This is a genomic window from Streptomyces sp. NPDC020742, assembly GCF_040641675.1.
Taxonomy (GTDB): domain Bacteria; phylum Actinomycetota; class Actinomycetes; order Streptomycetales; family Streptomycetaceae; genus Streptomyces.
This window is the reverse complement of record NZ_JBFAEA010000009.1, coordinates 150,717-172,341: the sequence shown is the minus strand read 5'-3', so window position 1 is coordinate 172,341 and position 21,625 is coordinate 150,717. Positions and strand designations below refer to the sequence as shown.

Genomic DNA, 21,625 nt, shown 5'->3' with positions numbered 1-21,625 from the left:
AGGGCGCGGTGGACGGGTAGCAAAGAGCTCACCAACATGACCGACTCACGGAGGAACTGTGTCCGAGAAACCGGCTGCCGGCCGGATAGCACCCACGGGGATGCCGCTCGCGGCGGCCCTGCTCACCGCCACTGTGGCGCTCCACATCGCCCTGATCGCCTTCGGCAACATCACCGACTACGGCACCAATCAGCAGTTCGTCCGCCATGTGCTGGCCATGGACACCACCTTCCGTGACCCGGACCTGATGTGGCGGGCCATCACCTCGCACACCCTGCAGGACGCCGCGTATCTGGCGATCATCGCCTGGGAGTCGCTGGCCGCACTGGTCCTGATCGCGGCGACCGCGCTGTGGGCGGTCGGCCTGCGGCGCCACGGCGCCCTCGCGCGGGCACGGCTGTTCAGCACCCTCGGGCTGCTGATGGTGCTGCTGCTGTTCGGTGCGGGCTTCCTCGCCATCGGCGGCGAGTGGTTCTCGATGTGGCAGTCCAAGAGCTGGAACGGCCTAGAAGCGGCGACCCGCAACCTCACGCTCGCCGGGATCGCCCTACTGGTCGTCCACCTCGGGGCGCCGGCCGCCCCCCGGGCCGAGGCAAGCGGAACGGAGCAGCCCGCACCCGACGCCGTCACCACGGCTCCGTAAGGCCGGGGCGGCCGGGGCGCCCCGGCCGCCCCCAGCGGTCCCGGCAAATCCAGGACGAGGTCCGGCCGTTCACGGGACGGGCTCGTTCCGCGGGGCGCTCTCCTCGGGTACGCACCTGCGTGTCGCGCGCACGCGTGGGGTTGCGCGCCTACCGGTGCCCAGATAGGTCGCGGCGATGGAGGCGCAGGCGACGGCGGCGATGCCGAGCCACTGCGGCCCGTGGAGGTGCTGCCCGAGGACGATCAGGCCGAACAGGGAACCCGCAGCCGGCTCAAGGCTCGTCAGTACGCCGAAGACGCGGGGCGGAATCCGGCGCAGCGCCTCCAGGTTGAGCGAGTACGGCAGCACGCTGGAGGCCACCGCCACCACGGCTGCCACCCCGAGGACGTGCGGGTCCAGCAGGGCGCCGCCGGCGTGGGCAATGCCGTAGGGGGCGCTCAGCAGCGCCGCCCAGACGATGGCCACCGCCAGGCCCTGGCCGCCGCTGAACCGCGTGGCCATACGGGCGGAGACCAGGATGTATCCGGCCCAGCAGCCCGCCGCCGCAACGGCCAGGGCGAGGCCGCCCAGGGGGAGGGAGGAGCCGCCCCCGTCGCCCAGCAGGAAGACACCGCCCGCTGCCAGGCACGCCGGCAGCAGGTCGATCACCCGACGGGAGCCGGCCAGGGCGATGGTGAACGGGCCGAGGAATTCGATCGTGGCCACGATCCCGAGGGGAAGGTGGTTGACGGCTTCGAAGAACGCGAGGTGGTGCCCTGCGAGCAGGACCCCGGCGGCGAGCACCGTCCCCCAGGCACCCTTGTCCCCCGTCCACGCCTGGCGCCCTGGACGCCACAGCAGGCACAGCAGCACACCGGCGATCAGCAGCCGTAGGAACACCACGCCCGCTGCGCCTACTTGGGGGTACGCACGTGGCGCGAATGCCGCGCCGAACTGCGTTCCGCACACACCGGCCAGCACCAGGCACGGAGCGGGCACCCTTCCCACGACAGCGGAAAGCCCTCGGGCCGCACTGCTCTGCTGCATTCCCTCTCCGTTCCCCCTGGGCCCGGCGCCCGGCCGGACACCCCGAGCCTGCAGGCCTTCTCACCAGTGCCCGGAGGGGCGTGGAAACGACCGCGGGCCCCGCACCACCCTCCGCGAGTGTTCAACCAGAAGCGAACACTAGCACTGTATGATCGGCATCGAACAGTGAGTTCCTGCGCGCACCGGCCACGGAGGAGGAAGAGGGATGACGGAACGGAGTGAGGGTGGTGGCCACCGCCCGGCGCCCGTGCACACGCACCCCGACGACGTGCCCCTTCTGACCGCGCTCTCCGCACTCGCGGATCCCGTGCGCATCCGGTTGGTCCGCGACCTGGCGGACCACCCCGACTGGACGCTCAGCTGCAGCAACTTCGACGTACCCGTCGGCCGGGCCGCGAAGAGCCACCACTTCGCCGTGCTGCGGGACGCAGGCCTTGTCGAGCAGCGCGACCAGGGCCCCAAACGGCTCAACCGACTGCGCCGGCAGGAGTTCGACGCCCGCTTCCCCGGCCTCCTCGACCTGACCCTCCGCGCCGACGACATCGGCTGAAGGGCAGCCGACTGCTCCGCACGGCCGTCCCACAGCGGCGCCGACGCCGGCAACAACACCGATGCCCGCGTCGGGACGGACGACCGAGCACCCGCGCGTCCCGGGCGCGCGCCAGGGCCTAGTAGTCCTCGAAGTAGTCCCCGAAAGGGCCTAGTAGTCCTCGAATTCCTCCAGCACCGCGCCCCAGAACGGCGATTCGTCAACCGTCGCGTCATGGCTGCGCATCCGGGCGCGCAGCTCTGTCGCGGCGGTGTGCCGCGCACCGGCGTCGTCCGCATCGAGCGCCTCCCCGCTCTCGACCATCAGCCCCAGCAGAACGGCCAGGTCCGGCAGCGACCAGGCCGCGGGGCCCTGGTAGCCGGCGCCGTGGTCCCAGCCGTTGGGGTCGTAGTGGTCGACGCCGCCGTGCGCGCCGTTCAGCATCAGCATCTGGTCGGACCAGGTGCCCACCGAGAAGCAGAAGTTCACCGGCGGGGAGTGGTCGTCCGGGTAGCGGTTCCCGTACAACTCGTCGGCGTCGAAGGGGTGCAGCGCCTCGCCGTCGTCCGCCCGCAGGTGGGAGGCGTCGAACCCGACGATGTCGATCCGCACCGCCGGGAAGCCGACGGTGGTCAGGAACCTCCGGGTCTCCGGGTGGGTCAGCTCCTCGGGCAGTTCGGCCTCGGTGGGCCGCCACAGCGAGCCCACCCCGAACCGCGCCTCTAGCCAGTCCGCGTCCGGTGCCAGTGGTGTGTCCTCGGCAGTGGTGGTCATGGTTCCTCTCCCCCGGCGTACGACCGGCGCTCTGCCGATCTCCTGCACCCAGCAGACCACAGGGGTCTGACACCGCGTCCTCGCCCGCGATCCGGTGGCCCATCAGCCGGTCGTCGCCAGCCGCGCTGCCCCGGCCCCACCCACGTCACCGCGGCCGGGCCCGGCCTGGCCCGCCGGCCTTGGCCCGGCCGGCACCTGGCTCGGCCCGGCCTGGCGGCGGCTTGCCCCGGGGCCGGGGCCGAGCCGGGCCGGAGCATCCAGCCGGCCGCCGGGTCAAGGCCCCGCCCGGCAGCCGGTGGACTCCGCCGGCGGCTCAGCCCGCCGCGTACACGTCCTCGATGTACCGGCCGGAGGCGGTCAGTTCACGCAGCCAGGCCTCGGACTCTTGGGGGGAGGCTCCGGTGTGCGCGGCGTGCACCTCGCGGAACGCCGCCCGCACCCCGGGAGCCATCCGGCTGCCGTCGCCGCAGACGTAGACCCGGGCCCCGGCCTGGAGCAGCTCCCAGACCTCGGCGGCCTCGGCGGCGATGCGGTGCTGCACAAAGCGGTGGCCGTCCACGGGGCGCGCGCTGAAGACCGGGCGGAGCGAGACGGCGCCGGCGTCCTCGGCGGCGGCGAGTTCGGCGGCGTGCAGGAAGTCGCCATCCGGGTCGTCGCAGCCGAAGTAGAGCCGGGCGGGGGCCTGTTGGCCCGCGGCGAGGCGGTCGGCGACGGCGCCGCGGAAGGGCGCCAGGCCGGTGCCGGCGGCGACCAGGATGACCGGGGTGTCATCGACCGGGTCCAGGCGGAAGGCCTCCCGGCAGGGCTGGACGCGGGCCAGCACGGTGTCCCCGGGCCGCAGGCCGTGCAGATGGGTCGAGCCGGTGCCGCCGGGCAGCAGCGAGACCATCAGATCGGCGTGCCGGGCGTCGACGGCGGGTGCGGACGACACCGAGTAGTGCCGGGGCCGCAGCGGCGGGAACAGCTCCAGGATCGTCGGCCAGTCCAGGGCGCCGCGCAGCGCGGGGTGCGCCTCGAGCAGTTCGACGAGGGTGCGGGGGTCGTCCTCGGGGAGCGCTTCGAGGGCCCCCCGCTCGGGCGGGCAGGGGTTGTGCGCGGCGAGCAGGGCCACCTGTGCGGTGGTCGGACGGGCGCCCAACTCCAGGTGGTGCGACAGGAGTTCGCGGACGGTTAGCGGCCGGTCGACGGGCAGCGCGTCCCGGCCGGGGCGACGGCCCGGGTGCAGGGACAGCACGGTGTCCAGGGCGACGCCGAGGGCCTGGGCGACCCGCTCGACCACCGCGGGGGTGTGCACGGGCAGCACGGCCAGGTGGTCGGCGGTGCGGTACGTCACGCCGTCCGGCAAGGCCAGGCGCAGGAACCGCTTGGGCCGCGGCCAGTCCTGGGCGGTCAGGTCGTACGCCTCGGTGACCGTCATCGGGGTGAGGCCGTGCCGGGCGGCGAGGGCGTCCAGGGGGCCGCCGGTGACCTCGGTGACCGTGTAGCCGGTGTCTTCCGCCACCGGGGCGTTCGCGCCGACGCTGGCCGGGTCGCCGTAGCGGGCCAGCAGTTCGGTGCGCAGGGAGGCGGTGAACTCCTGGACGGTGGCGGTGAGGTTGCCGGAGGCGTCGGCCTCGGCGCGGGGCAGCAGCCGGTGGCCGCCCAGGGCGTGCAGCCGGTCGTCGATGAGGGTGGGGACGTGCTGGTAGGTAGCGGCCCAGTTGCGGTCGCCGACGCCGAGCACGGCGAACGGGACGTCCGCGGCGGCACCGTCCTGCGCGGTCCGCAGCCAGTCGACGAAGGCGGCCGCGTCGTCGGTGGGCTGTCCGTTGTAGGAGGCGGCGACGATGACGACGGGCCGGTCGCCGGGCAGCGCTCCGGCGCAGGCGTCCAACGGGGCGACCTCGGGGGCGAAGCCCAGCCCGGTCGCCTCGTCGGCGAGCCGCTCGGCGAACTCCCGGCAGGTGCCGTAGTTGCTGCCGTGCAGGAGCAGCAAGCCGGTGTCCTGAGGGACGCGGGTGGGCAGACCGTCCTGGGTCGCCGCGTCGCCGGCGGGGGCCGTGGCGCCGCCGGGCAGGACGGCCAGCGCGGCGCGGACCGCGGCCCGGTCGGCGGGTGTCCGCGCGGCCAGTGCCATGGTGAAGCCCTCGGGCTTGAGGGTCAGCGTCTCCTTGATGTGCAGCCGGTAGTCACCGTGGTCTGCCATCCGGTAGCGGTGGACGAGCAGGGCCAGCAGCATGGTCGCCTCGTGCAGGGCGAACTGCCGCCCGATGCAGGCGCGTTCACCGGTGCCGAACGGCTTGAAGGCGTGCGGGGAGCGGGCCGCCTCGGCCTCCGGGCTGAAGCGGGAGGGGTCGTACAGCTCGGGGTTGTCGCCCCAGGCCGGGTCGCGGTGCAGCATCGGGGTGAGCACGGTGATCAGCTCGCCGGCCTTCACCGGGTAGCGCCCGCCGAGCAGGGTGTCCTGCTGGGCCTGCCGGGTGAAGGCGGCGGCGGTGGGCCACAGCCGCAGCGCCTCGTTGAGGGCCTGACGGGTGAACGGCAGCCGGCCGATGTCCTCGAAGGTGGGGTCGGGGTCGGCCCGGTCGCCCCACAGCTCGTCCGCCTCCCGCTGGACCATACGCAGCGCGGTCGGGTTCTTCAGCAGGTGGTACAGGGCGAAGGAGAGCGCCCCCGAGGTGGTCTCGTGGCCGGCGATCAGGAAGGTGATGACCTGGTTGCGGATGTTGGCCAGGTCGAGCGAGGGACCGCCCTCGGCCCCGTCCTCGTCCCGGTCGCGGGCGCCGAGCATCAGGCCCAGCAAGTCGTCCTCACCGCTCTCGCCACCGGCCGTGCGGGCGGCGATGACCTCGTCGACGACGGAGGCCAGGTAGTCCGCGTCGGCGCGGAAGGCCGCGTCCTCCTCGGTGTGGTCGCCCTCCGGGTCGCGGGCGAACTTCCGTCCGCTCCACTGCAGGCAGCGCACCATCGCCTCGACGAAGGGGTGCGCGTCGTCGCCGCGGGTGAAGGACTCGAAGTCGAAGCCGAAGCCGGCGAGCCCGATGGTGTCCAGGGTCATCCGGGTCATGTCCTCGGCGACCTGGACGGGCGTGCCCTCGGCCATCCGCCGGTCCCAGGCGGCGATGACCCGGCGGGCGACCTTGAGCATCGCCGGGTGGTAGGTCCGCATCGAGCCCAGCGCGAAGGCCGGCATCAGGACCTCGTGCGCCTTGGCCCAGTTGGGTTCGTCGTTGTAGGCGGTGAACAGACCGTCACCGGCGAACTCCCTGACGTTCTCCAGGATCACCGAGACGCCCTTGGCGAAGCGGGTCTCGTCGGCGACCTCGGTGACCAGGTCGAGCGAGGTCACAAAGAGGGTCTCGCGGTCGCCGAGCCGGCGCCGGAAGACCGGGCCGTGGGTCCGGGCGAGGTCCATGGCCTGCTGGATGGGCGTCGTGGAGAGGCGGTTCGCCGTGATGTCGGCCACCGGGATGCGGTCGTCGGCGGCGGGTTCCTCGCGGTGCAGCGCGATGGTGTCGGTCATATCTCCAGCGTGCGCGCCCCGGCGTGTACCTCGGCCCCGGGCAACTACATGATTGTGCAGTGGTTTTTCGCTGCGGGCTCTTGCGTGCGGACCGGGGATGGGGCAATGGACGAGGGAACGGCTGACGGTGTGCCGGGCGCACAGGCACCGGACGGACGGGGACAGCCCTGCCGGGATCCCCGTCCCGACCCGGCCGGGCCGTACGCGGACGGCCCCTGGCGCAACTACTTCCTGATCCTGCTGGACCGCATCCCGACCCCGATCGCGGTGTGCCGGGCCGACGGTGAGGTGCTGATCGCCAATCCGGCGATGGCCGAGCAGTGGGGCGTGGCGCCCGGCCGGCTGCGGGGCCGCAACCTGCTAGACCTCTTCCGGCCGCGGGCGGAGGCCCAACTGGTGCGGGTCGCCGAGGCGATCCGGCTGGGCCGCCGGTCGCGCTATCCGGTCGCAGTGCACTGGCGGGCCGCGTCCGACGGGACCGAGCGGGAAGGGGAGCTGACGGTGGATCCGGTCGGCGACCCCTCCGTACAGCCGCCCGCGCTGCTGGCGCTGCTGAAGGTCAGGGAGCCCGACCCGCCGGCGCCGCAGCGCGACGGTACGAGCCCGGTGGAGGCCCGCATCCTGGCCCTGGCCGCCGCCGGTGCCACCACGGCGGCGATCGGTTCCGCACTGGGCCTGACGGTCGACGGGGTCAACTACCACCTCACCCGGCTGTCCCGGCGCTGGCGCGTCCAGGGGCGCACCGCGCTGGTGGCCAAGGCGTATGTGCTGGGCGTGCTGTCGCCGGAGAGCTGGCCGCCGGCACCGGCCTGAGCAGACGGGACCGGCCGGACCGGCGGACGGACGCCGGACGGCCCGGGGACTGCCGGGGTAGCCCGGGGACTGCCGGCGTGGCCCGGGGACTGCCGGCGTGGCCCGGGGACTGCCGGCGTGGCCCGGGGACTGCCGGGGTGGCCCGCCGGCCCGTCAGCACGCGCGTACGGATAACCTCCGTGGTGTGGAGCAGAACGCAGCCGCGCCGTTCGAGCGCGGAACGGACGGCCCGAAGGTCATCGTCGTCGGCATCGACGGGTCGGACTCGTCGTGGCGGGCCGCGGCGTACGCCGCGGGGCTGGCCCGGCGCCAGGGCTCGAAGCTGGCCCTGGTCTACGTCCAGCCGGTGCTGCCGGCCGGGGCGGCGATGGGCGCACCGGTCGTGGACGCCACCGACGAGGTGGCCAAGGAACTGATGGCCGAGATCCGCAAGGCGACCGAGCGGCTGCAGGGGATGGACCAGGTCCGCTGGGAGTTCCACACGCTGCGCGGCGACCCGTACAACGGCATGGTGCAGATGGCCGACGAGCTCACGGCCGACGCGGTGGTGGTGGGCGCCTCGGAGTCCGCCGGGCACCGCATCATGGGCTCGGTCGCGGTCCGTCTGGTCAAGGCGGGGCGCTGGCCGGTCACGGTCGTGCCGTAGCCCGGCGGTACGGGCGCTCCGCTGGTGGGGCGGCCCGCCCTGAGGCACGGTGGGAGGTGGACGGGCGGAGCGCCGCCCCGGCCGAGGGAGACCACCGTGACCGACCGCACCTATCGCGTGACCGAGATCGTGGGGACGTCCCAGCACAGCGTGGACGCCGCGATCAACAACGGCATCCAGCGCGCCTCGCAGACCCTGCGCAACCTCGACTGGTTCGAGATCACCCAGGTCCGCGGGCATCTCGTGGACGGGGCGATCGACCACTACCAGGTCGGTCTGAAGGTCGGCTTCCGGCTGGAGGACGCCGACTGACCGTGGCGCCGATTGCCACCCCTGACGTGTAACTCTCCCGGCGAGTCCTGGTCCTACTAGGGAGTCGCCTTCCTCCGGGGCCCGTGAGGGTCCATGATGATCCGCCGTTGGACCACGATGGAGTGAGCCTACGGAGGGATGACCCATGGGCCTGCGCGCGGGACAGGGCGTACTGCGCCGCAAACCGATCGAACACATCGAAGAGGCGGAAGGCAGCGCGAGCCAGCAGCTCACCCGGGCGCTCGGTCTCTGGCAACTGACCGCCATCGGTGTTGGCGGCATCATCGGCGCCGGCATCTTCACCCTGGCGGGCACCGTCGCGAACGAGAAGGCCGGGCCGGCGGTTCTGGTCTCCTTTCTGATCGCGGGTGTCGCGAGCGCCGCGGCGGCCTTCTCCTACGCCGAATTCGCCGGGCTGATCCCCAAGGCGGGTTCGGCCTACACCTACGGTTATGCGGTGCTCGGCGAAGTGGCCGGCTGGTTCATCGGCTGGGACCTGCTGCTGGAATACACCGCGATCGTCGCGGTGGTGGCCATCGGCATCTCGGGGTACTTCGGCTTCCTGCTCGGCGAGGTGGGGCTCGATCTGCCCGCCTGGATGCTGGGTGCGCCCGGTACGGGGCCGGGGCACCGGGTCGACCTCTTCGCGGCGGTGCTCTGCCTGTTGATCGCCTATCTGCTGACCCTCGGCATCAAGAACGCCGCACGGTTCGAGACCATTGTGGTGGGGCTGAAGGTGCTGGTGGTCGTGGTGGTCATCGCGGTCGGCTTCTTCCACATCGACACCGCGAACTACCGCCCGTTCTTCCCGTTCGGGGTGACCGGTGCCTTCACCGGCGCGGCCACGGTCTTCTTCGCGGTCTTCGGCTACGACGCGATGAGCACCGCGGCCGAGGAATCGCGGGACGCCCAGCGCCATATGCCCAGGGCCATCATGTACTCGCTGGCGATCTCGATGGTGCTCTACGTCCTGGCCTGCCTGGTGCTGACCGGTATGCAGAACTACAAGGACATCGACCCGGAGAGCGGTTTCTCCTCGGCGTTCAAGTCGGTGGGCCTGACCGGGCTCGCCGATGTCATCGCGGTCGGCGCCATCATCGGCATCCTGACCGTCATGTTCACCTTCATGCTCGGGGTGACCCGGGTGTGGTTCTCGATGAGCCGGGACGGGCTGCTGCCGAAGTGGTTCGCCAAGACCAGTCCCACCCACCACGTGCCGACCCGGGTGACCTGGATCGTCGGCGTCGCCTCCGCGTTGATCGCCGGCTTCCTGCCGATCGGCGAGGCCGCCGAGTTGACGAACATCGGCATCCTGCTGGCATTCGTGGTGGTCTGCGTCGCGGTGATCGTGCTCCGCTACAAGCGCCCCGACCTGCCACGTACCTTCCGCACCCCGGGGATGCCGGTGGTGCCGGCGATCGGCGTCTGCTTCTCGCTCTGGCTGATCACGTTCCTGGCGTGGCAGACCTGGGTGCGGTTCGTGGTCTGGTTCCTCGTCGGCATGGTCATCTACTTCACGTACTCCTACCGGCACTCGAACCTGGCGCGGCAGGAAACCGGCGAGGCCTCCGGCTGATCCGGCAGGGCCGGGCCGCTCCGTACGGCCGGCGGTGCGGGGACACGGCGCGGGGCCGGCGGGCAGTCGTCCGCCGGCCCCTCGCCGTCGGTCCGTCAGGCCTCCGGGTCAGAACGCGGCCGTCGGTCCGTCAGGCCCCGGCGTCAGAAGACGAACGGGCCCGGGGACTGTGCCGACGTGGCCTTGCAGGTGGCCGTGACCCCGAAGACCACGACCTTCAGGGAGGTGGCTGCGAGCCGGTCGCCGGCGGCCACGGTGCCCTTGAGCGGCCCGGTGGAGACGGCGCTGCCGGCCGGGATCGCCGGGTTGGAGCTGCCGGTGAACGCGATGGTGCCGGAGCCGTTCCTGGTCAGGGTCAGGGTGGAGTTCACGGAGTTGGCGGCGACGTCTATCGGCGGGGTGATCGCCGAGGTGGACACATTGATGGTGGCCGCGGTGCCGTTCTGCGTGGCGGTGAGCGTCGCCTTGCCCTTGCCGTACAGACCGCAGTCGAAGGTGATGGTGGCGGTGCCGGGTGTCACCGCGGTCGCGGCCGGGGCCAGCGCGAGGGTGCCCACGGCGGCGAACGCGACGCCGAGCGCCGCACCGATGCCGCGCCTGCCCGGTCTGAGGTATCGCATGGCGTGTCTCATGGGGGAACCGCCTTCGTGAGGGGGGTGAGGTCACAGGTCCGTGACCGCGGCCGTCGGGGGAGCGAGGGAACGGCGGGCGGCCACGCGGGGCCGGGAGGGGCCCCGTGCCGGCCGGCACCGGAACGCCGGAAGCCGAGGGGCACGCCGGGGAACACCGTCGAAGCCCAAAGGGACCGGAAGAAACCGGAAGGAACCAGAGGGAACCTGATGGACAGTCAGCGACCTGAATCGCTGCCCATTGAGGCACGCCCCGCTGAAGAGAGCAAGGCAGACACCTCATGATTTTTGCCGCGTCATCACCTCTTGCCGGATCCTTACCAGGTGACGGGTGCGCGGCGTTCGGCCACGCTGGCCCGGCGGTTCACCGATGGCCAGTGCAGCAGCCCGCTGTCGCCCGGAGTCCCGCCCTTCCCGGCCCTGGCCCTACCTCTACCTCTGCCCCTGCCCCTGGCCTTGGTCTTGGCCCTGCCCCTGGCTTTGGTCTTGGCCCTGCCCCTGGCTCTGGTCTGCGAACGCGGCCGCGGTGGCCCGGGTGAAGGCCTCCGGATTGTCCAGCATGATGTTGTGCCCGCAGTCCGGGATCGCCACCACGGCCACCCCCGCCGCGGCGAGCGCGTCGGCACCCGGGAGCGGGCCGTCGGCCTCGGGCAACAGGTAGGTACGGGGAATCGTCAGGTCCAACAGGAGTGCGCGCATGCTGGGGACGCTGCCGCGGGTGAGGTGGACCGCGCTGCGGTGCAGGGCCGCACGACCGGCCAGGCGCATGGTGGCCCACCAGTGCGGACCGACCCGGTCCCGGACCTCTTCCCAGCCGCCCGCCAGGAACGCCTGCTCGGAGTAGGCGGCGATGCCGCTGCTGCCGCCGGAGCCGGGCTGCTGCGGGAGCGGGTAGCGGCGCTCAGCCCCACCACGCCGCCCGGCGACCGCCGGCACGGGTCCTCAGCCCCGGAACGTGAGCCGGGACCGCCACGCCCACAGCCACTCCCCCAGCGCCTGTCGCCACAACCACCACGGCAGCCGGCGCCGCGCCACATACGTCCAGAGGTCCTGGTCGGCCTCGTTGCCGCGCGGGCAGCGCGCCAGCAGGTCCAGGCAGCGGCGGTCGACGGTGCCGTGCAGTCGGGCGGTGTGGGCGAGGGCGACGATGCCCTGGTGGCGCAGTCCGGGGTCGTCGGTCTCCCGCGCACGCTCCAGGGCCCGCGCGACCCGCGGGAGGATCGCCTCCGCGTCGGGGTGGGTGAGGGCGAGCCCGATGACGGCGACGCCCACCTGCCCCTCGCCCCGCGCGAAGGCGGCGTCCACCTCTTCGGGCCGGTCGGTGCCGAGCAGTGCGGAGGACTCCTGCCAGTTCATACCGCACCCCGACGCGGCCCGGGCGAGCAGGAATTCCGACCGCCCCTCGTCCAGTTGGCGCGATACGGCGTCCTCGGCGGGGCCGCCCCGGGAAGTGCGCCAGCTCAGCTCCAGGTAGCGCCAGATCCGCCGCGGGTCGTGCGCAGCGTCCCCGCCGGGGCCGCGGACCTGGTCCCGGTCCCGGTCCCGGTCTCCCGCGATCTCCCGGCAGACGGCGTCGAGTTCGGCCGGCACCGGCCCCCTCGTATGGATCCGGGCGAACGCCGCACCGCGTTCCGCGCCGAGGTCACAGCGCCGGAGGAAGGCGAGTTCGACGGTGTCGTCGGGGGTCAGACGGCCGTTCAGCCGCCCCCAGGCGAGCTCGGCGGCCTCCAGAGCCACCGCGTACCGGATGAAAGCTGCGGGGATGCGTGGGGGCGGGGCGTCGGTCCGGTCGGGTTGGGGCACCTGGTGAGCCTATCGAGCGGCGTGCGGTGCACCGGAGTTGGCTGGTCGACACCCCTACGGCCACGACCATGCGGACAAGGACGAACCCCGGCAGGCGCCCGATCTGGTCGCGCCGTACCCTGCGTGTTCACCGGCCACCCGGGGCAGGGCGTACCTCACCACCGGCGAGCCGCGCTCGGGCCGTGAACCGGCCTGCACCGTGGGTCCGGAGCCGTCCCGCTGGGGTACCGGCGGCCACGCCGCACCGCCGTCGGTGGGCCTCGGCTCAACCGCCCGCCAGCAGCCCCACTGCCAGCGTCGAGATCACCCCCGCGGACAGCAGCGCGGTGACCGCCCTGCCCCGCGGACCGGTCAGCGCGCTGCCCCAGGCGGCTCCGCCCAGGGCGAGGAGGAGTTGCCAGCTGGCGGAGGCGGTGAACACGGCCGCCACGAAGGCGGCGGGTCCTCCCACGCCGGCTCCGGAGGTGCCCGCTCCGCCGGCGAGCACCAGCGCGGAGAAGTAGAGGATCGCCCACGGATTGATCAACGTCAGTCCCAGGAAGGCAAGATAGGCCCGGGCGGGGCGACGCAGAACCTCCCGTTCCGGTTCCGGCCGCCCGCCGCGGTGCCGCAGGGTCCGTACGGCGATGCGGATCGCCATGCCGAGCAGGACGACGGCGGCGAGCGCGCGCAGCGGGCCCGCCGCCGGCGCGACGGTGCGGGAGAGGCCGGCACCGCCGACCACCGCGGCCAGCGCATAGAGGCCGTCGGCGGTCGCCACGCCCAGCGCCGCCGAGGCGCCGACCCGGAACGAGGTGCGGGCGGTCACGCTCACCAGCAACACGGCCAGCGCGCCGACGGGCACCGCCAGCGCATAGCCCGCCCACAAGCCCGGCAGAAGGGCGTCGGTAAGGATCTCGGTCATGCCCTCCAGCGTCGGGCGGGCCGACTGTGTGGGTCCATCGAAAGTTTCCGCAGGGCACCGTGTGGCGGTTTCACACGGTCGGTGCCACCAACCGTCCGGCCGGAACGCGCCGGTGCCCGCGTCCACAGCGCAAGCGGAACCCGGTGGTGGTGCCGCCCCCGCACCGCCGCAGGCCGAGTGGCCCGCGGCTGCCGGTCCGGCGGTCGGGCAGTCGAGTGAGGGGAGTTGGCCGGTCGGCTGGGCCGTCGGGCGGCCCGGCAGTCGATCCGGCGATCAGCTGACGCGGGCCGCAATGGTGCGCGCAACCCTCAGGGACTCGGTGTGCGTGGTGTCCACTTCCAGGTCGTAGCGCACCCCCTCGTGCACCACAGCCGCCTGCGCCTCGGCCATCCCCGCGATGCGATCTCCTCGTGCGACCTCGCGGGATGCGGCGACGGCGCTCTCACACCTGACGCCGACCCACAGCACGGGCAGTGCGCCCAGCGCCTTCCGCCACCGCTGCTGGGACGCCGCCCCGCCGAGGAAGACGTCATCGATGAGGACCCTGGCGCCTGCACGGGCCATCGCCACCACACCGTCCCTCCAGGCCGCCTCCAGCGCCCGGAAGTCCGCCCCGACGCTCACCCTGCCGTCCGCCGCGAGCACGATTCCCCCGTCCGACGCCCGCATCTTCGCGGGCAGCGCGTCGATGAACGAGTCGCACCCGAACGCCAGCCACGGATCCGGCAGGACGGCCTGCAGGCACCGTACGATCCCGGACTTCCCCGAGCTGGAACCACCGTTGAGAATGATCAACTGAGTCGTCACCACGCCACAGTAGGGCGCCCCCACACGACACGAAACGCACGGCGGCGCACCGCTCCGCTGCCACCACCCGGTGCTGTTCCCGGTCACCGCACCAGGCCCCGGTCGGCACGGCCCCCGTCGACTGCCCGAAGGGCGGCGGGAGTTCGACGGTAGGGCCTAGCCTCACCCCGTGATCGATCCAAGGCTTCAGACCCTGCGCGTCCTGCATGCACGGGGCACCATCACCGCGGCCGCAGAGGCCCTGCATCTGACCCCGTCGACGGTCTCCCAGCAGCTGCGTCAGTTGTCGGCCCGGCTCGGATTGGAGTTACTGGAGCCGGACGGCCGCAAGGTGCGGCTGACTCCGGCGGCGCTGGCGCTGGTCGAGCACGCCGATGCGCTCTTCCTGCGCTGGGAGGAGGCCCGCGCGGACCTCGCGGGGTACGCCGAGGGAGTGGCCGGGCGGCTGGTGATCACCGGTGTGGCGACGGCTGTCGCCGGGGTGATCGCACCGGCCGTGGCGCGGCTGCGGGAGGAACTGCCGCGGCTGGCGGTGGAGATCGGCGAGGACCCGGGCGAGGACCGCTTCGAGCTGCTGCTGGCCGGCCGGGCGGACATCGCCGTGGTGATTCCGGCGCCGGGCGGCCCGCCGCCGGATGACGCACGCTTCGTCCAGCAACCGGTTCTGACGGAGCCGCAGGACCTGCTGGTGCCGACCGGTCACCGGTTCGCCGGGCGGGCGGAGCCGGGGGTGCCGCTGGCGGAGGCGGCCCGGGAGCACTGGATACGGGCCGGTGACCCGGCCGATCAGCACCGACTGCTGCTGGCCGCCTGCGCCGCCGCCGGCTTCACCCCGCGGGTGCGGCACCACGCCGTGGACTGGTCCGCGGTCGCCGCACTGGTCGCGCACGGCTTCGGGATCTGTCTGGCGCCGAGGCTGGCGCCGGTGCCGGAGGACTGCCCGGTCGTACGGGTGCCCCTGCGCGGGGAGCCGCTGCCGGTACGGCGGTTCGTGGCGGCCGTGCGCCGCGGCAGCGAGCGGCAGCCTCCGGTCGCCCGCGGCCTGGCGGCGCTGCGCACGGCCGCGGGCGAGCGGGAGGCGAAGGAGGCGTGAGCGCGGGTTCCGGCGTCAGCTCTGCAGGGCCTGCCAGAACTCGTCGAAGGACATCTTGCCGTCATTGTCGGTGTCCTTGGCCTTGATGACGGCCTCGGCGACCGGGCCGGTGACGAACGGGTCGCCCATCTCGGCCATCGCGTGCTTGAACTCCTCCGGCGTGACCTGGCCGTCGCCGTCCGCGTCGAAACGGGCGAATGCCGCCTTGGCCTTCTCGATGTCTGCCATGAGAGATGCCCCCTCCGTGGTACGGCGCGGTGCTGCGCCGTGGTGGTGCCTGCTGATCTGACCTGCGTACATTAGCGGACCGTCATCCCGCGTCCGGTCGCGCCCTCCGACGGGCCAGGTAACGGGCGGTACGGCTGCCGGGTGCCGCGGCGACCTCGGCGGGGGTACCGGCGGCCACGATCCGGCCGCCGTCCGCGCCGCCGCCCGGGCCCAGGTCGATGACGTGGTCGGCGCCGGCGACCACGCCCATGTCATGCTCGACGACCACCACGGTGTGCCCGGCGTCGGCCAGGCCGTGCAGCTGGCGCAGCAGCACCTCGGTGTCGGCGGGGTGCAGCCCGGTGGTGGGCTCGTCGAGGAGGTAGAGGGTGTGGCCGCGGCGGGTGCGCTGGAGCTCGGTGGCGAGCTTGATCCGCTGGGCCTCGCCGCCGGACAGCTCGGTGGCGGGCTGGCCCAGCCGTAGGTAGCCGAGGCCGACGTCCTGGAGGGTGCGCAGGCTGCGGGCGGCGGCAGGGAGGTCGGCGAGGAAGCCGGCGGCGGTGTCCACGGTCATCGCCAGCACCTCGGCGACGGTGTGGCCGCGGTAGGTGATCCGGAGGGTTTCGGGGTTGTAGCGGGCGCCGTGGCAGTCGGTACAGGGCGCGTAGGTGCCGGGCAGGAAGAGCAGTTCCACGGCGACGAAGCCCTCGCCCTGGCAGGTCTCGCAGCGGCCGCCGGCGACGTTGAAGGAGAACCGGCCGGCGGTGTAGCCGCGGGCGCGGGCCTCGTCGGTGGCGGCGAAGACCTTGCGGACCGCGTCGAACAGGCCGGTGTAGGTGGCGAGGTTGGAGCGCGGGGTGCGGCCGATGGGCTTCTGGTCGACGCGGACCAGCCGGTCGATCGCCGCCAGGCCGTCGGCCGCGGTGAGCTGGGCGCGGGCCGTGGGCCCGGTGGCGGTGCCGTCCTCACCGGCGTCGCTCCCGCCGTCGCCCAGCCGGTCCCGTACGGCGTCCGCCAGGACGCGGGTGACCAGGGTCGACTTGCCCGATCCGGAGACGCCGGTGACGGCGGTGAAGACGCCGAGCGGGAAGGTGGCGTCCAGACCGCGCAGGTTGTGCAGGGTGATGCCGCGCAGGGTCACCGTCCCCGAGGCGCGGCGCGGGGCGCGGTCGGCGGGCGGTTCGGCGGCGAAGAGGTAGCGGCGGGTGGCGGAGTCCTCGACGCCGGCGAGCGCCGCGACCGGGCCGCTGTGCAGCACCTGCCCGCCGTGCTCCCCGGCCCGCGGGCCGATGTCGACGATCCAGTCGGCGCGCCCGACCACGTCCATGTCGTGCTCGACGACGAAGAGCGAGTTGCCGGCCTCCTTGAGCCGGCCCAGCACCGTCAGCAGCGACTCGGTGTCAGCGGGGTGCAGCCCGGCGGAGGGTTCGTCCAGGACGTAGACGACGCCGAAGAGGCCGGAGCGCAGCTGGGTGGCGAGCCGCAGCCGCTGGAGCTCGCCGGCGGAGAGCGTGGGTGAGGGGCGGTCCATGCTCAGGTAGCCCAGGCCCAGTTCGGTCAGGACCTCGATGCGGGCCACCAGGTCGCGGGCGAGCGCCGGGGCCACCGCGTCGTCAGCGCGGTCGGCGGTCGGGCGCAGCAGCCCGGCCAGGGCCGCGAGCGGCATCCCGGCGAGGGCGGCGATGTCGTGGCCGGCGAAGGTGACGGCGAGCGCCTCGGGCCGCAGTCGCCGTCCGGCGCAGACCGGGCAGGGCTCGGCGGTCATGAAGCCCTGCACCCGCTTGCGCAGCGTCTCGCTCTTGGAGTCGGCGAAGGTGTGCAGGACGTAGCGCCGGGCGCTCATGTACTGGCCCTGGTAGGGGCGCTGGATCCGGCCGGCCTCGCGCACCGGGTGGACGGTGACCACGGGCTGCTCGTCGGTGAACAGGATCCAGTCCCGGTCGGCCGGCGGCAGCTCGCGCCAGGGCCGGTCGATGTCGTACCCGAGGGCGGCGAGGACGTCGCGGAGGTTCTTGCCCTGCCAGGCGCCGGGCCAGGCGGCGACGGCGCCCTCGCGGACCGACAGCGACGGGTCGGGTACCAGGGACTCCTCGGTGACCCGGTGGACGGTACCCAGGCCGTGGCACTCGGGGCAGGCGCCGACCGCGGTGTTGGGCGAGAAGGCGTCGGAGTCGAGCTGTTCGGCGCCTTCCGGGTAGTCGCCGGCGCGGGAGAAGAGCATCCGCAGGGTGTTGGAGAGGGTGGTGACGGTACCGACCGAGGAACGGGCGGTGGGTGCGGAGCGCCGCTGTTCCAGGGCGACGGCCGGCGGCAGCCCGGTGATGTCCTCGACCTTGGGCGCGCCGACCTGGTGGATCAGCCGCCGGGCATAGGGCGCCACCGACTCGAAGTATCGGCGCTGCGCCTCGGCGTAGAGGGTGCCGAAGGCGAGCGAGGACTTGCCCGATCCGGACACCCCGGTGAACGCGACCAGCGCGTCCCTCGGGATGTCCACATCGATGCCGCGGAGGTTGTGCTCACGGGCGCCGCGCACCCGTACGTACGAATCGGCCATCCCTCCATGATCGGGCACGGTCCGTGGGGACCGGGCAGCGTCAGCCGGTGGCCGTGGCGGCGTCGATCCGCTCGCGCGCCTCCTCCCAGTCGAGCGGATCGGCGACCACGGCGCGCAGCGCCCGGATCTGCCGGGGCGGCAGCCCGCACACCAGCACCGCCACACAGCGTCCGGCGCGGCCGTAGACGGCGAGGATCCGGCGCCCGGCCCGGTCCAGGACGGGGGTCTCGATCCGGTCGGCGCCGGCGGTCGGTCCGTAGGCCTGGAGCTTGAGGTCGTACTGGTCGGACCAGAAGTACGGGACCGGGGCGAAGGGACGGCGCTCCTGGGCGCCGGGGCCGTCCGCGGCCACCTCGGCGAGCAGGTTGCGGGCGGCGGCCATGCCCTGTTCGGTGGCGTTCATCCGGTGCTCGAAGCGCAGCGGCCGGCCGTACACCGGGTGGTCCCAGCGGGCCACGTCGCCGGCGGCGTAGATGCCGGGGGCGGCGGCGCAGTACGCGTCGCAGCGCAGCCCGTCGGCGGTGTCCAGCGCGGGGTCGGTGAGCCAGCCGACGGCGGGCGTGGCCCCGACGGCGAGCAGCACGGTGTCGGCGGGCAGCACGGTGCCTCCCCCGGCGGCTACGCCCCCATTGCCGGGGGGACCCCCCTTGGCCAGCCGTACGGCGGTGACGGTGCCCGCGGCGGTCTCGAAGCCGTCCACCGCCCCGGTGTGCAGCGTCACGCCGTGGGCCCGGTGCTCCTCGGCCAGCAGGGCGCCCACCGCGGGGCCGACCGCGGCGGCCATCGGCACCTCGTCGAGACCGACGAGGGTGGTGTGATGCCCCAATTCGGTGGCCACCGCGGCGGCTTCGCAGCCCAGCACGCCATTGCCGACGATCACCAGGCGGCGGCCGGTGCCGGTCAGCCGGCCGCGCAGGGCCAGGGCGTCGTCGAGGGTGCGCAGGGTGTGGATGCCGGCGATGGCGTCGGTGCCGGGCAGGGTACGGGCCGCCACGCCGGTCGCGATGATCACCCCCGTGCAGTCGAGCCGCTCCCGCTCGCCACGCTGCCCGAGCGCGGGGCCCCCCGCGCCGCCGTCGAGGGTGAGGGTGCGGCCGGCCACGTCGAGGCCGGTGGCCCGGGTGCCGAGCCGCAGGTCCAGGTCGAGCGGGGCGAGTTGCTCCTCGGTGCGCAGCAGCAGCTTGCCGGGCTCCCAGGTCCCGTGCAGCAGCTGCTTGGACAGCGGTGGCCGGTCGTAGGGCAGATGCTGCTCGTCGCCGATCAGGCTAAGCGGGCCGGTCCAGCCGAAGCGGCGCAGCGCCTCGGCCGCGGCGAGACCGGCCGCCGAGGCGCCGACCACGGCGATCGGCCGGGCGGTCATGCCTGGACCTCGATCACGGCGGCCGGGCAGAGGGCGGCCGCTTCGTGGACCGCGGCGTGCTGCGCGGCGGGCGGCTCGGCGTCGAGGAGGACGACCACGCCGTCCTCGTCGCGCTGGTCGAAGACCTCGGGGGCGATCAGCACGCACTGGCCGGCGGCGCAGCACTTGTCGGCATCAAGGGTGATCTTCATGACGGGGGTACTCCGTGGGGTCGCGGTACGGGGCGGGCGGGTCGGCCGGTCACCAGGTGACCGGCAAAGCGTGGCAGCCGTAGATCGCCATGTCAGTACGGAACGGGATCTCCTCGACCGGCACCGCGGGCAGCAGGGTGGGGAAGCGGCGCAGCAGCGTGCCGAGGACGATCTGGAGTTCGGCGCGGGCCAGCGCCTGGCCGAGGCACTGGTGGATGCCGTAGCCGAAGGCGACGTGGTGCTGGGAGTTGGGGCTGGCGATCGCCAGCCGCCCGGCGTCGGCGAAGACGTCCTCGCCCGGTGCGGCCTCCTTGGCGGTGACCAACCGGTCCAGGTAGTCGTGCAGTTCGCTCCGCGCGACCGCCCGCTCGTCGTCGGGGACGGTCCGGGAGAGCAGGGTTGCGGGTGAGCCGCTGGAAGGTGTCGTGGTCCTCGTAGGGGACGCCCAGCAGCAGGCTGATGACCCGTGACGGCACCGGCAGCGCCAGCGCCTCGACCAGGTCCACCCCGCCCCGCTCACGCCCCTCGGTGCGCTCCATCGCGTCGCAGAGCTCGTCGGTGATCCACTGGATCTCCGGGCGCAGCGCCTCGACCCGCTTGACCATGAACTCCCGGTTGACCATCCGGCGCAGCCGGGTGTGTTCGGGCGGGTCCCGGCGGATGAAGCCGCGGTTGGCGTGGGGGGCGCCACCGGTCATGCCGCTGACCGGGTAGCCGTGGACGGTGGTGTCGGAGCTGAAGCGGGTGTCGCCCAGGACCGCCCGGATGTCGTGGTAGCGGGTGACCAGCCAGGCCCAACTGCCGTCCGGGAGCGCAACCCTGGAGATCGGCCGCTCGGTGCGCAGGGCTCCGAACGCGGCGTGCGGCTCCCCCTGCTCCAGCAGGTCCGCGAAGGGCGGCGGGTCGAAGGGGCAGCCGTTCGGGGCGGTGCCGGCTGCTCGGCCGGGGCGGTGCGCATCGTCATCTCGCTCATCTCACTCAATTGGCTTGGTGGGCACGCCGGTAGGGGGCGTGCGTGCTGAGTCGAACGTTCGCCTGACACCCGTGAACTTACATATGCAGGACACAACTAAATATGTCGGGGGGGGGTGGAGACGGGTGAGGTTTTCGCGCCACACGTGAGGCGTGGTCAGCGCTCCGGCAACAGCGCGAGCATCTCGCCGACGAACCGGTCCAGCCGGCTGGTGTCCTTGCGGCTCGGCGTGACCTGCCAGAGCATCGCCCGGCCGTGCACCGCCGACCACGCCCCGCGGCGGGTTGCGGGTCCGCACCGCCGCCCGCTCACTGCGGGCCGCGGCATCGGGCACCGGCAGTACCGGCCCTACCAGCACCGGCGTACGGGGGACGACAGGCCGCCCCCTCCCCTACCGTGAGGGCGTATGGAGCTGCAACCATCCGAGGACCGTGCGCCGCTGCATGTGACGGTATGGGACGGGGCGACGCCCGGGGCGCCGCGTGCACTGCTGGTGCACGGCACCATGAGCTGGGGCACCCGGTGCTTCGCCGGGCAGCGGCCGCTGTCCGAACTGTTCCGGCTCGAACTGGTCGACCGCCGGGGCTTCGGCGACAGCCCGGACATCGACCACAGCGACTACGCGGTCGACGCCGAGGACCTCGTCCAACTCCTCGGCACTGGCGCGCACTTGGTCGGTCACTCCTACGGCGCGGCGGCCGCGATGCTGGCCGCGGCGGCGCGCCCCGAGGCGGTGCGGTCACTGACCCTGATCGAACCGTCCGCACTGCGCACCGCGGCCGCCGACCCCGTCGTGGCGGCGGCCCTGACCCGGATCCGGGCGGCGTTCGGGGAGTCCGGCGGGACCGGGCCGGAGGTGAGCCCGCAGGAGTACCTGCGGCGCTCCACCGAGCCGTACGGGATGCCGGTGCCGGAGCCGACCCCGCGGATGCTGCGCGCGGTGCGCTCGGCGATGCGCGAACGCCCGGTGTGGGACGCGGAGTTGGAGCTCAGACCGCTGGCCGCGGCCAGCCTGCCCAAGACCGTCATCAACGGCACCTGGGAGACCGCCCACCCCGACTACCGGGAGTTCACCGGGCGGGCGCTGGCCGCCTGCGGGGAGTACCTGGCCGAGGCGATCGGCGCCCGCCACGTACGGATCAGCGGCACCGACCACTCCCCGCACCAGGACCGCCCGGAGGTGGTGAACGCGATCCTCACCCGGCTGTGGCAGAGCTGACGCGGCCGCGCCCGACGCCCGCGCGGGGCCGGAAAGGGGCCGATCGCCTCGGTACCGCGCGTGC

Annotated in this window: 20 protein-coding genes and 2 pseudogenes; 8 read left to right on the top strand and 14 right to left on the bottom strand. The window is 73.4% G+C overall.

Going from position 1 to position 21,625, the window contains the following annotated elements; genetic code table 11:
* The first annotated feature begins 100 nt into the window (after nucleotides 1-100).
* Entirely contained in the window at nucleotides 101-643 is a 543-nt protein-coding gene (locus tag AB0G84_RS18375) for a DUF2165 domain-containing protein (protein WP_361321335.1), read from the top strand.
* Between the two features lie 69 nt (nucleotides 644-712).
* On the opposite strand, the gene AB0G84_RS18370 is transcribed toward AB0G84_RS18375, so the two are convergent.
* On the bottom strand, nucleotides 713-1,621 hold the full coding sequence (locus AB0G84_RS18370; protein WP_361321333.1) for an EamA family transporter: 909 nt from the start codon (nucleotides 1,619-1,621) through the stop codon (nucleotides 713-715).
* 253 nt (nucleotides 1,622-1,874) lie between these two features.
* On the opposite strand from AB0G84_RS18370, the gene AB0G84_RS18365 reads away from it, so the two are divergent.
* Nucleotides 1,875-2,219, top strand: a complete 345-nt coding sequence (locus tag AB0G84_RS18365) for a helix-turn-helix transcriptional regulator (protein WP_361321331.1) — start codon at nucleotides 1,875-1,877, stop codon at nucleotides 2,217-2,219.
* 150 nt (nucleotides 2,220-2,369) lie between these two features.
* On the opposite strand, the gene AB0G84_RS18360 is transcribed toward AB0G84_RS18365, so the two are convergent.
* The gene (locus tag AB0G84_RS18360) at nucleotides 2,370-2,972 is read right to left on the bottom strand and encodes an SUKH-4 family immunity protein (RefSeq protein ID WP_361321329.1); all 603 of its coding nucleotides are present in this window, start codon (nucleotides 2,970-2,972) and stop codon (nucleotides 2,370-2,372) included.
* Between the two features lie 313 nt (nucleotides 2,973-3,285).
* Complete coding sequence (locus AB0G84_RS18355; RefSeq protein ID WP_361321327.1) at nucleotides 3,286-6,474, bottom strand: cytochrome P450; 3,189 nt, start codon at nucleotides 6,472-6,474, stop codon at nucleotides 3,286-3,288.
* A gap of 105 nt (nucleotides 6,475-6,579) precedes the next feature.
* Between AB0G84_RS18355 and AB0G84_RS18350 the strand changes: the two genes are divergently transcribed.
* The 4 genes from AB0G84_RS18350 (at nucleotide 6,580) to AB0G84_RS18335 (ending at nucleotide 9,821) form a co-directional block, all read left to right on the top strand.
* Nucleotides 6,580-7,287 (top strand): PAS domain-containing protein, encoded by a 708-nt coding sequence (locus AB0G84_RS18350; RefSeq protein ID WP_361321325.1) that lies wholly within the window; start codon nucleotides 6,580-6,582, stop codon nucleotides 7,285-7,287.
* A gap of 184 nt (nucleotides 7,288-7,471) precedes the next feature.
* Nucleotides 7,472-7,933 carry a universal stress protein gene (locus tag AB0G84_RS18345; RefSeq protein WP_361321323.1) on the top strand — a complete coding sequence of 154 codons (462 nt, stop codon included), beginning with the start codon at nucleotides 7,472-7,474 and terminating at the stop codon, nucleotides 7,931-7,933.
* A 96-nt stretch (nucleotides 7,934-8,029) separates the two neighbouring features.
* Nucleotides 8,030-8,245: a dodecin gene (locus AB0G84_RS18340; protein WP_361321321.1), complete on the top strand. Its 216-nt coding sequence runs from the start codon at nucleotides 8,030-8,032 to the stop codon at nucleotides 8,243-8,245.
* Between the two features lie 145 nt (nucleotides 8,246-8,390).
* A complete protein-coding gene (locus AB0G84_RS18335; protein WP_361321319.1) occupies nucleotides 8,391-9,821 on the top strand; it encodes an amino acid permease in 1,431 nt (476 codons plus the stop codon).
* A 143-nt stretch (nucleotides 9,822-9,964) separates the two neighbouring features.
* Here the strand turns inward: AB0G84_RS18335 and AB0G84_RS18330 are convergent, their stop codons facing one another.
* The 5 genes and pseudogenes from AB0G84_RS18330 to cpt form a co-directional block, all read right to left on the bottom strand.
* Nucleotides 9,965-10,441 carry a hypothetical protein gene (locus tag AB0G84_RS18330; protein WP_361321317.1) on the bottom strand — a complete coding sequence of 159 codons (477 nt, stop codon included), beginning with the start codon at nucleotides 10,439-10,441 and terminating at the stop codon, nucleotides 9,965-9,967.
* Nucleotides 10,442-10,882: 441 nt separating this feature from the next.
* Nucleotides 10,883-11,335 (bottom strand): annotated as a pseudogene (locus tag AB0G84_RS18325) (hypothetical protein); the annotation flags it as partial.
* A 57-nt stretch (nucleotides 11,336-11,392) separates the two neighbouring features.
* Nucleotides 11,393-12,253 carry a hypothetical protein gene (locus AB0G84_RS18320; RefSeq protein ID WP_361321315.1) on the bottom strand — a complete coding sequence of 287 codons (861 nt, stop codon included), beginning with the start codon at nucleotides 12,251-12,253 and terminating at the stop codon, nucleotides 11,393-11,395.
* Between the two features lie 265 nt (nucleotides 12,254-12,518).
* Entirely contained in the window at nucleotides 12,519-13,157 is a 639-nt protein-coding gene (locus tag AB0G84_RS18315; protein WP_361321313.1) for a LysE family transporter, read from the bottom strand.
* A gap of 273 nt (nucleotides 13,158-13,430) precedes the next feature.
* Complete coding sequence (gene cpt / locus AB0G84_RS18310) at nucleotides 13,431-13,964, bottom strand: chloramphenicol phosphotransferase CPT (protein ID WP_361321311.1); 534 nt, start codon at nucleotides 13,962-13,964, stop codon at nucleotides 13,431-13,433.
* A 169-nt stretch (nucleotides 13,965-14,133) separates the two neighbouring features.
* Here cpt and AB0G84_RS18305 point away from each other — a divergent pair, with 169 nt between their 5' ends.
* Nucleotides 14,134-15,057, top strand: a complete 924-nt coding sequence (locus AB0G84_RS18305) for a LysR family transcriptional regulator (protein WP_361321309.1) — start codon at nucleotides 14,134-14,136, stop codon at nucleotides 15,055-15,057.
* Nucleotides 15,058-15,072: 15 nt separating this feature from the next.
* Here the strand turns inward: AB0G84_RS18305 and AB0G84_RS18300 are convergent, their stop codons facing one another.
* From AB0G84_RS18300 to AB0G84_RS18275, 6 genes and pseudogenes are all read right to left on the bottom strand, one after another.
* Nucleotides 15,073-15,285, bottom strand: a complete 213-nt coding sequence (locus tag AB0G84_RS18300; protein ID WP_361321307.1) for an EF-hand domain-containing protein — start codon at nucleotides 15,283-15,285, stop codon at nucleotides 15,073-15,075.
* Between the two features lie 82 nt (nucleotides 15,286-15,367).
* Complete coding sequence (gene uvrA, locus AB0G84_RS18295) at nucleotides 15,368-17,818, bottom strand: excinuclease ABC subunit UvrA (protein ID WP_361321305.1); 2,451 nt, start codon at nucleotides 17,816-17,818, stop codon at nucleotides 15,368-15,370.
* 40 nt (nucleotides 17,819-17,858) lie between these two features.
* Nucleotides 17,859-19,178 (bottom strand): FAD-dependent oxidoreductase, encoded by a 1,320-nt coding sequence (locus tag AB0G84_RS18290; protein WP_361321303.1) that lies wholly within the window; start codon nucleotides 19,176-19,178, stop codon nucleotides 17,859-17,861.
* Nucleotides 19,175-19,369: a ferredoxin gene (locus AB0G84_RS18285; RefSeq protein WP_361321301.1), complete on the bottom strand. Its 195-nt coding sequence runs from the start codon at nucleotides 19,367-19,369 to the stop codon at nucleotides 19,175-19,177. Before AB0G84_RS18285 ends, AB0G84_RS18290 begins: the two co-directional genes overlap by 4 nt.
* Before the next feature lie 49 nt (nucleotides 19,370-19,418).
* Nucleotides 19,419-19,889: a cytochrome P450 gene (locus AB0G84_RS18280; protein ID WP_361321299.1), complete on the bottom strand. Its 471-nt coding sequence runs from the start codon at nucleotides 19,887-19,889 to the stop codon at nucleotides 19,419-19,421.
* Nucleotides 19,855-20,124, bottom strand: a pseudogene (locus AB0G84_RS18275) (cytochrome P450); the annotation flags it as partial. The gene AB0G84_RS18280 and the pseudogene AB0G84_RS18275, both read right to left, overlap by 35 nt.
* A 624-nt stretch (nucleotides 20,125-20,748) precedes the next feature.
* On the opposite strand from AB0G84_RS18275, the gene AB0G84_RS18270 reads away from it, so the two are divergent.
* Nucleotides 20,749-21,561 carry an alpha/beta hydrolase gene (locus AB0G84_RS18270; RefSeq protein ID WP_361321297.1) on the top strand — a complete coding sequence of 271 codons (813 nt, stop codon included), beginning with the start codon at nucleotides 20,749-20,751 and terminating at the stop codon, nucleotides 21,559-21,561.
* Nucleotides 21,562-21,625 lie beyond the last annotated feature (64 nt).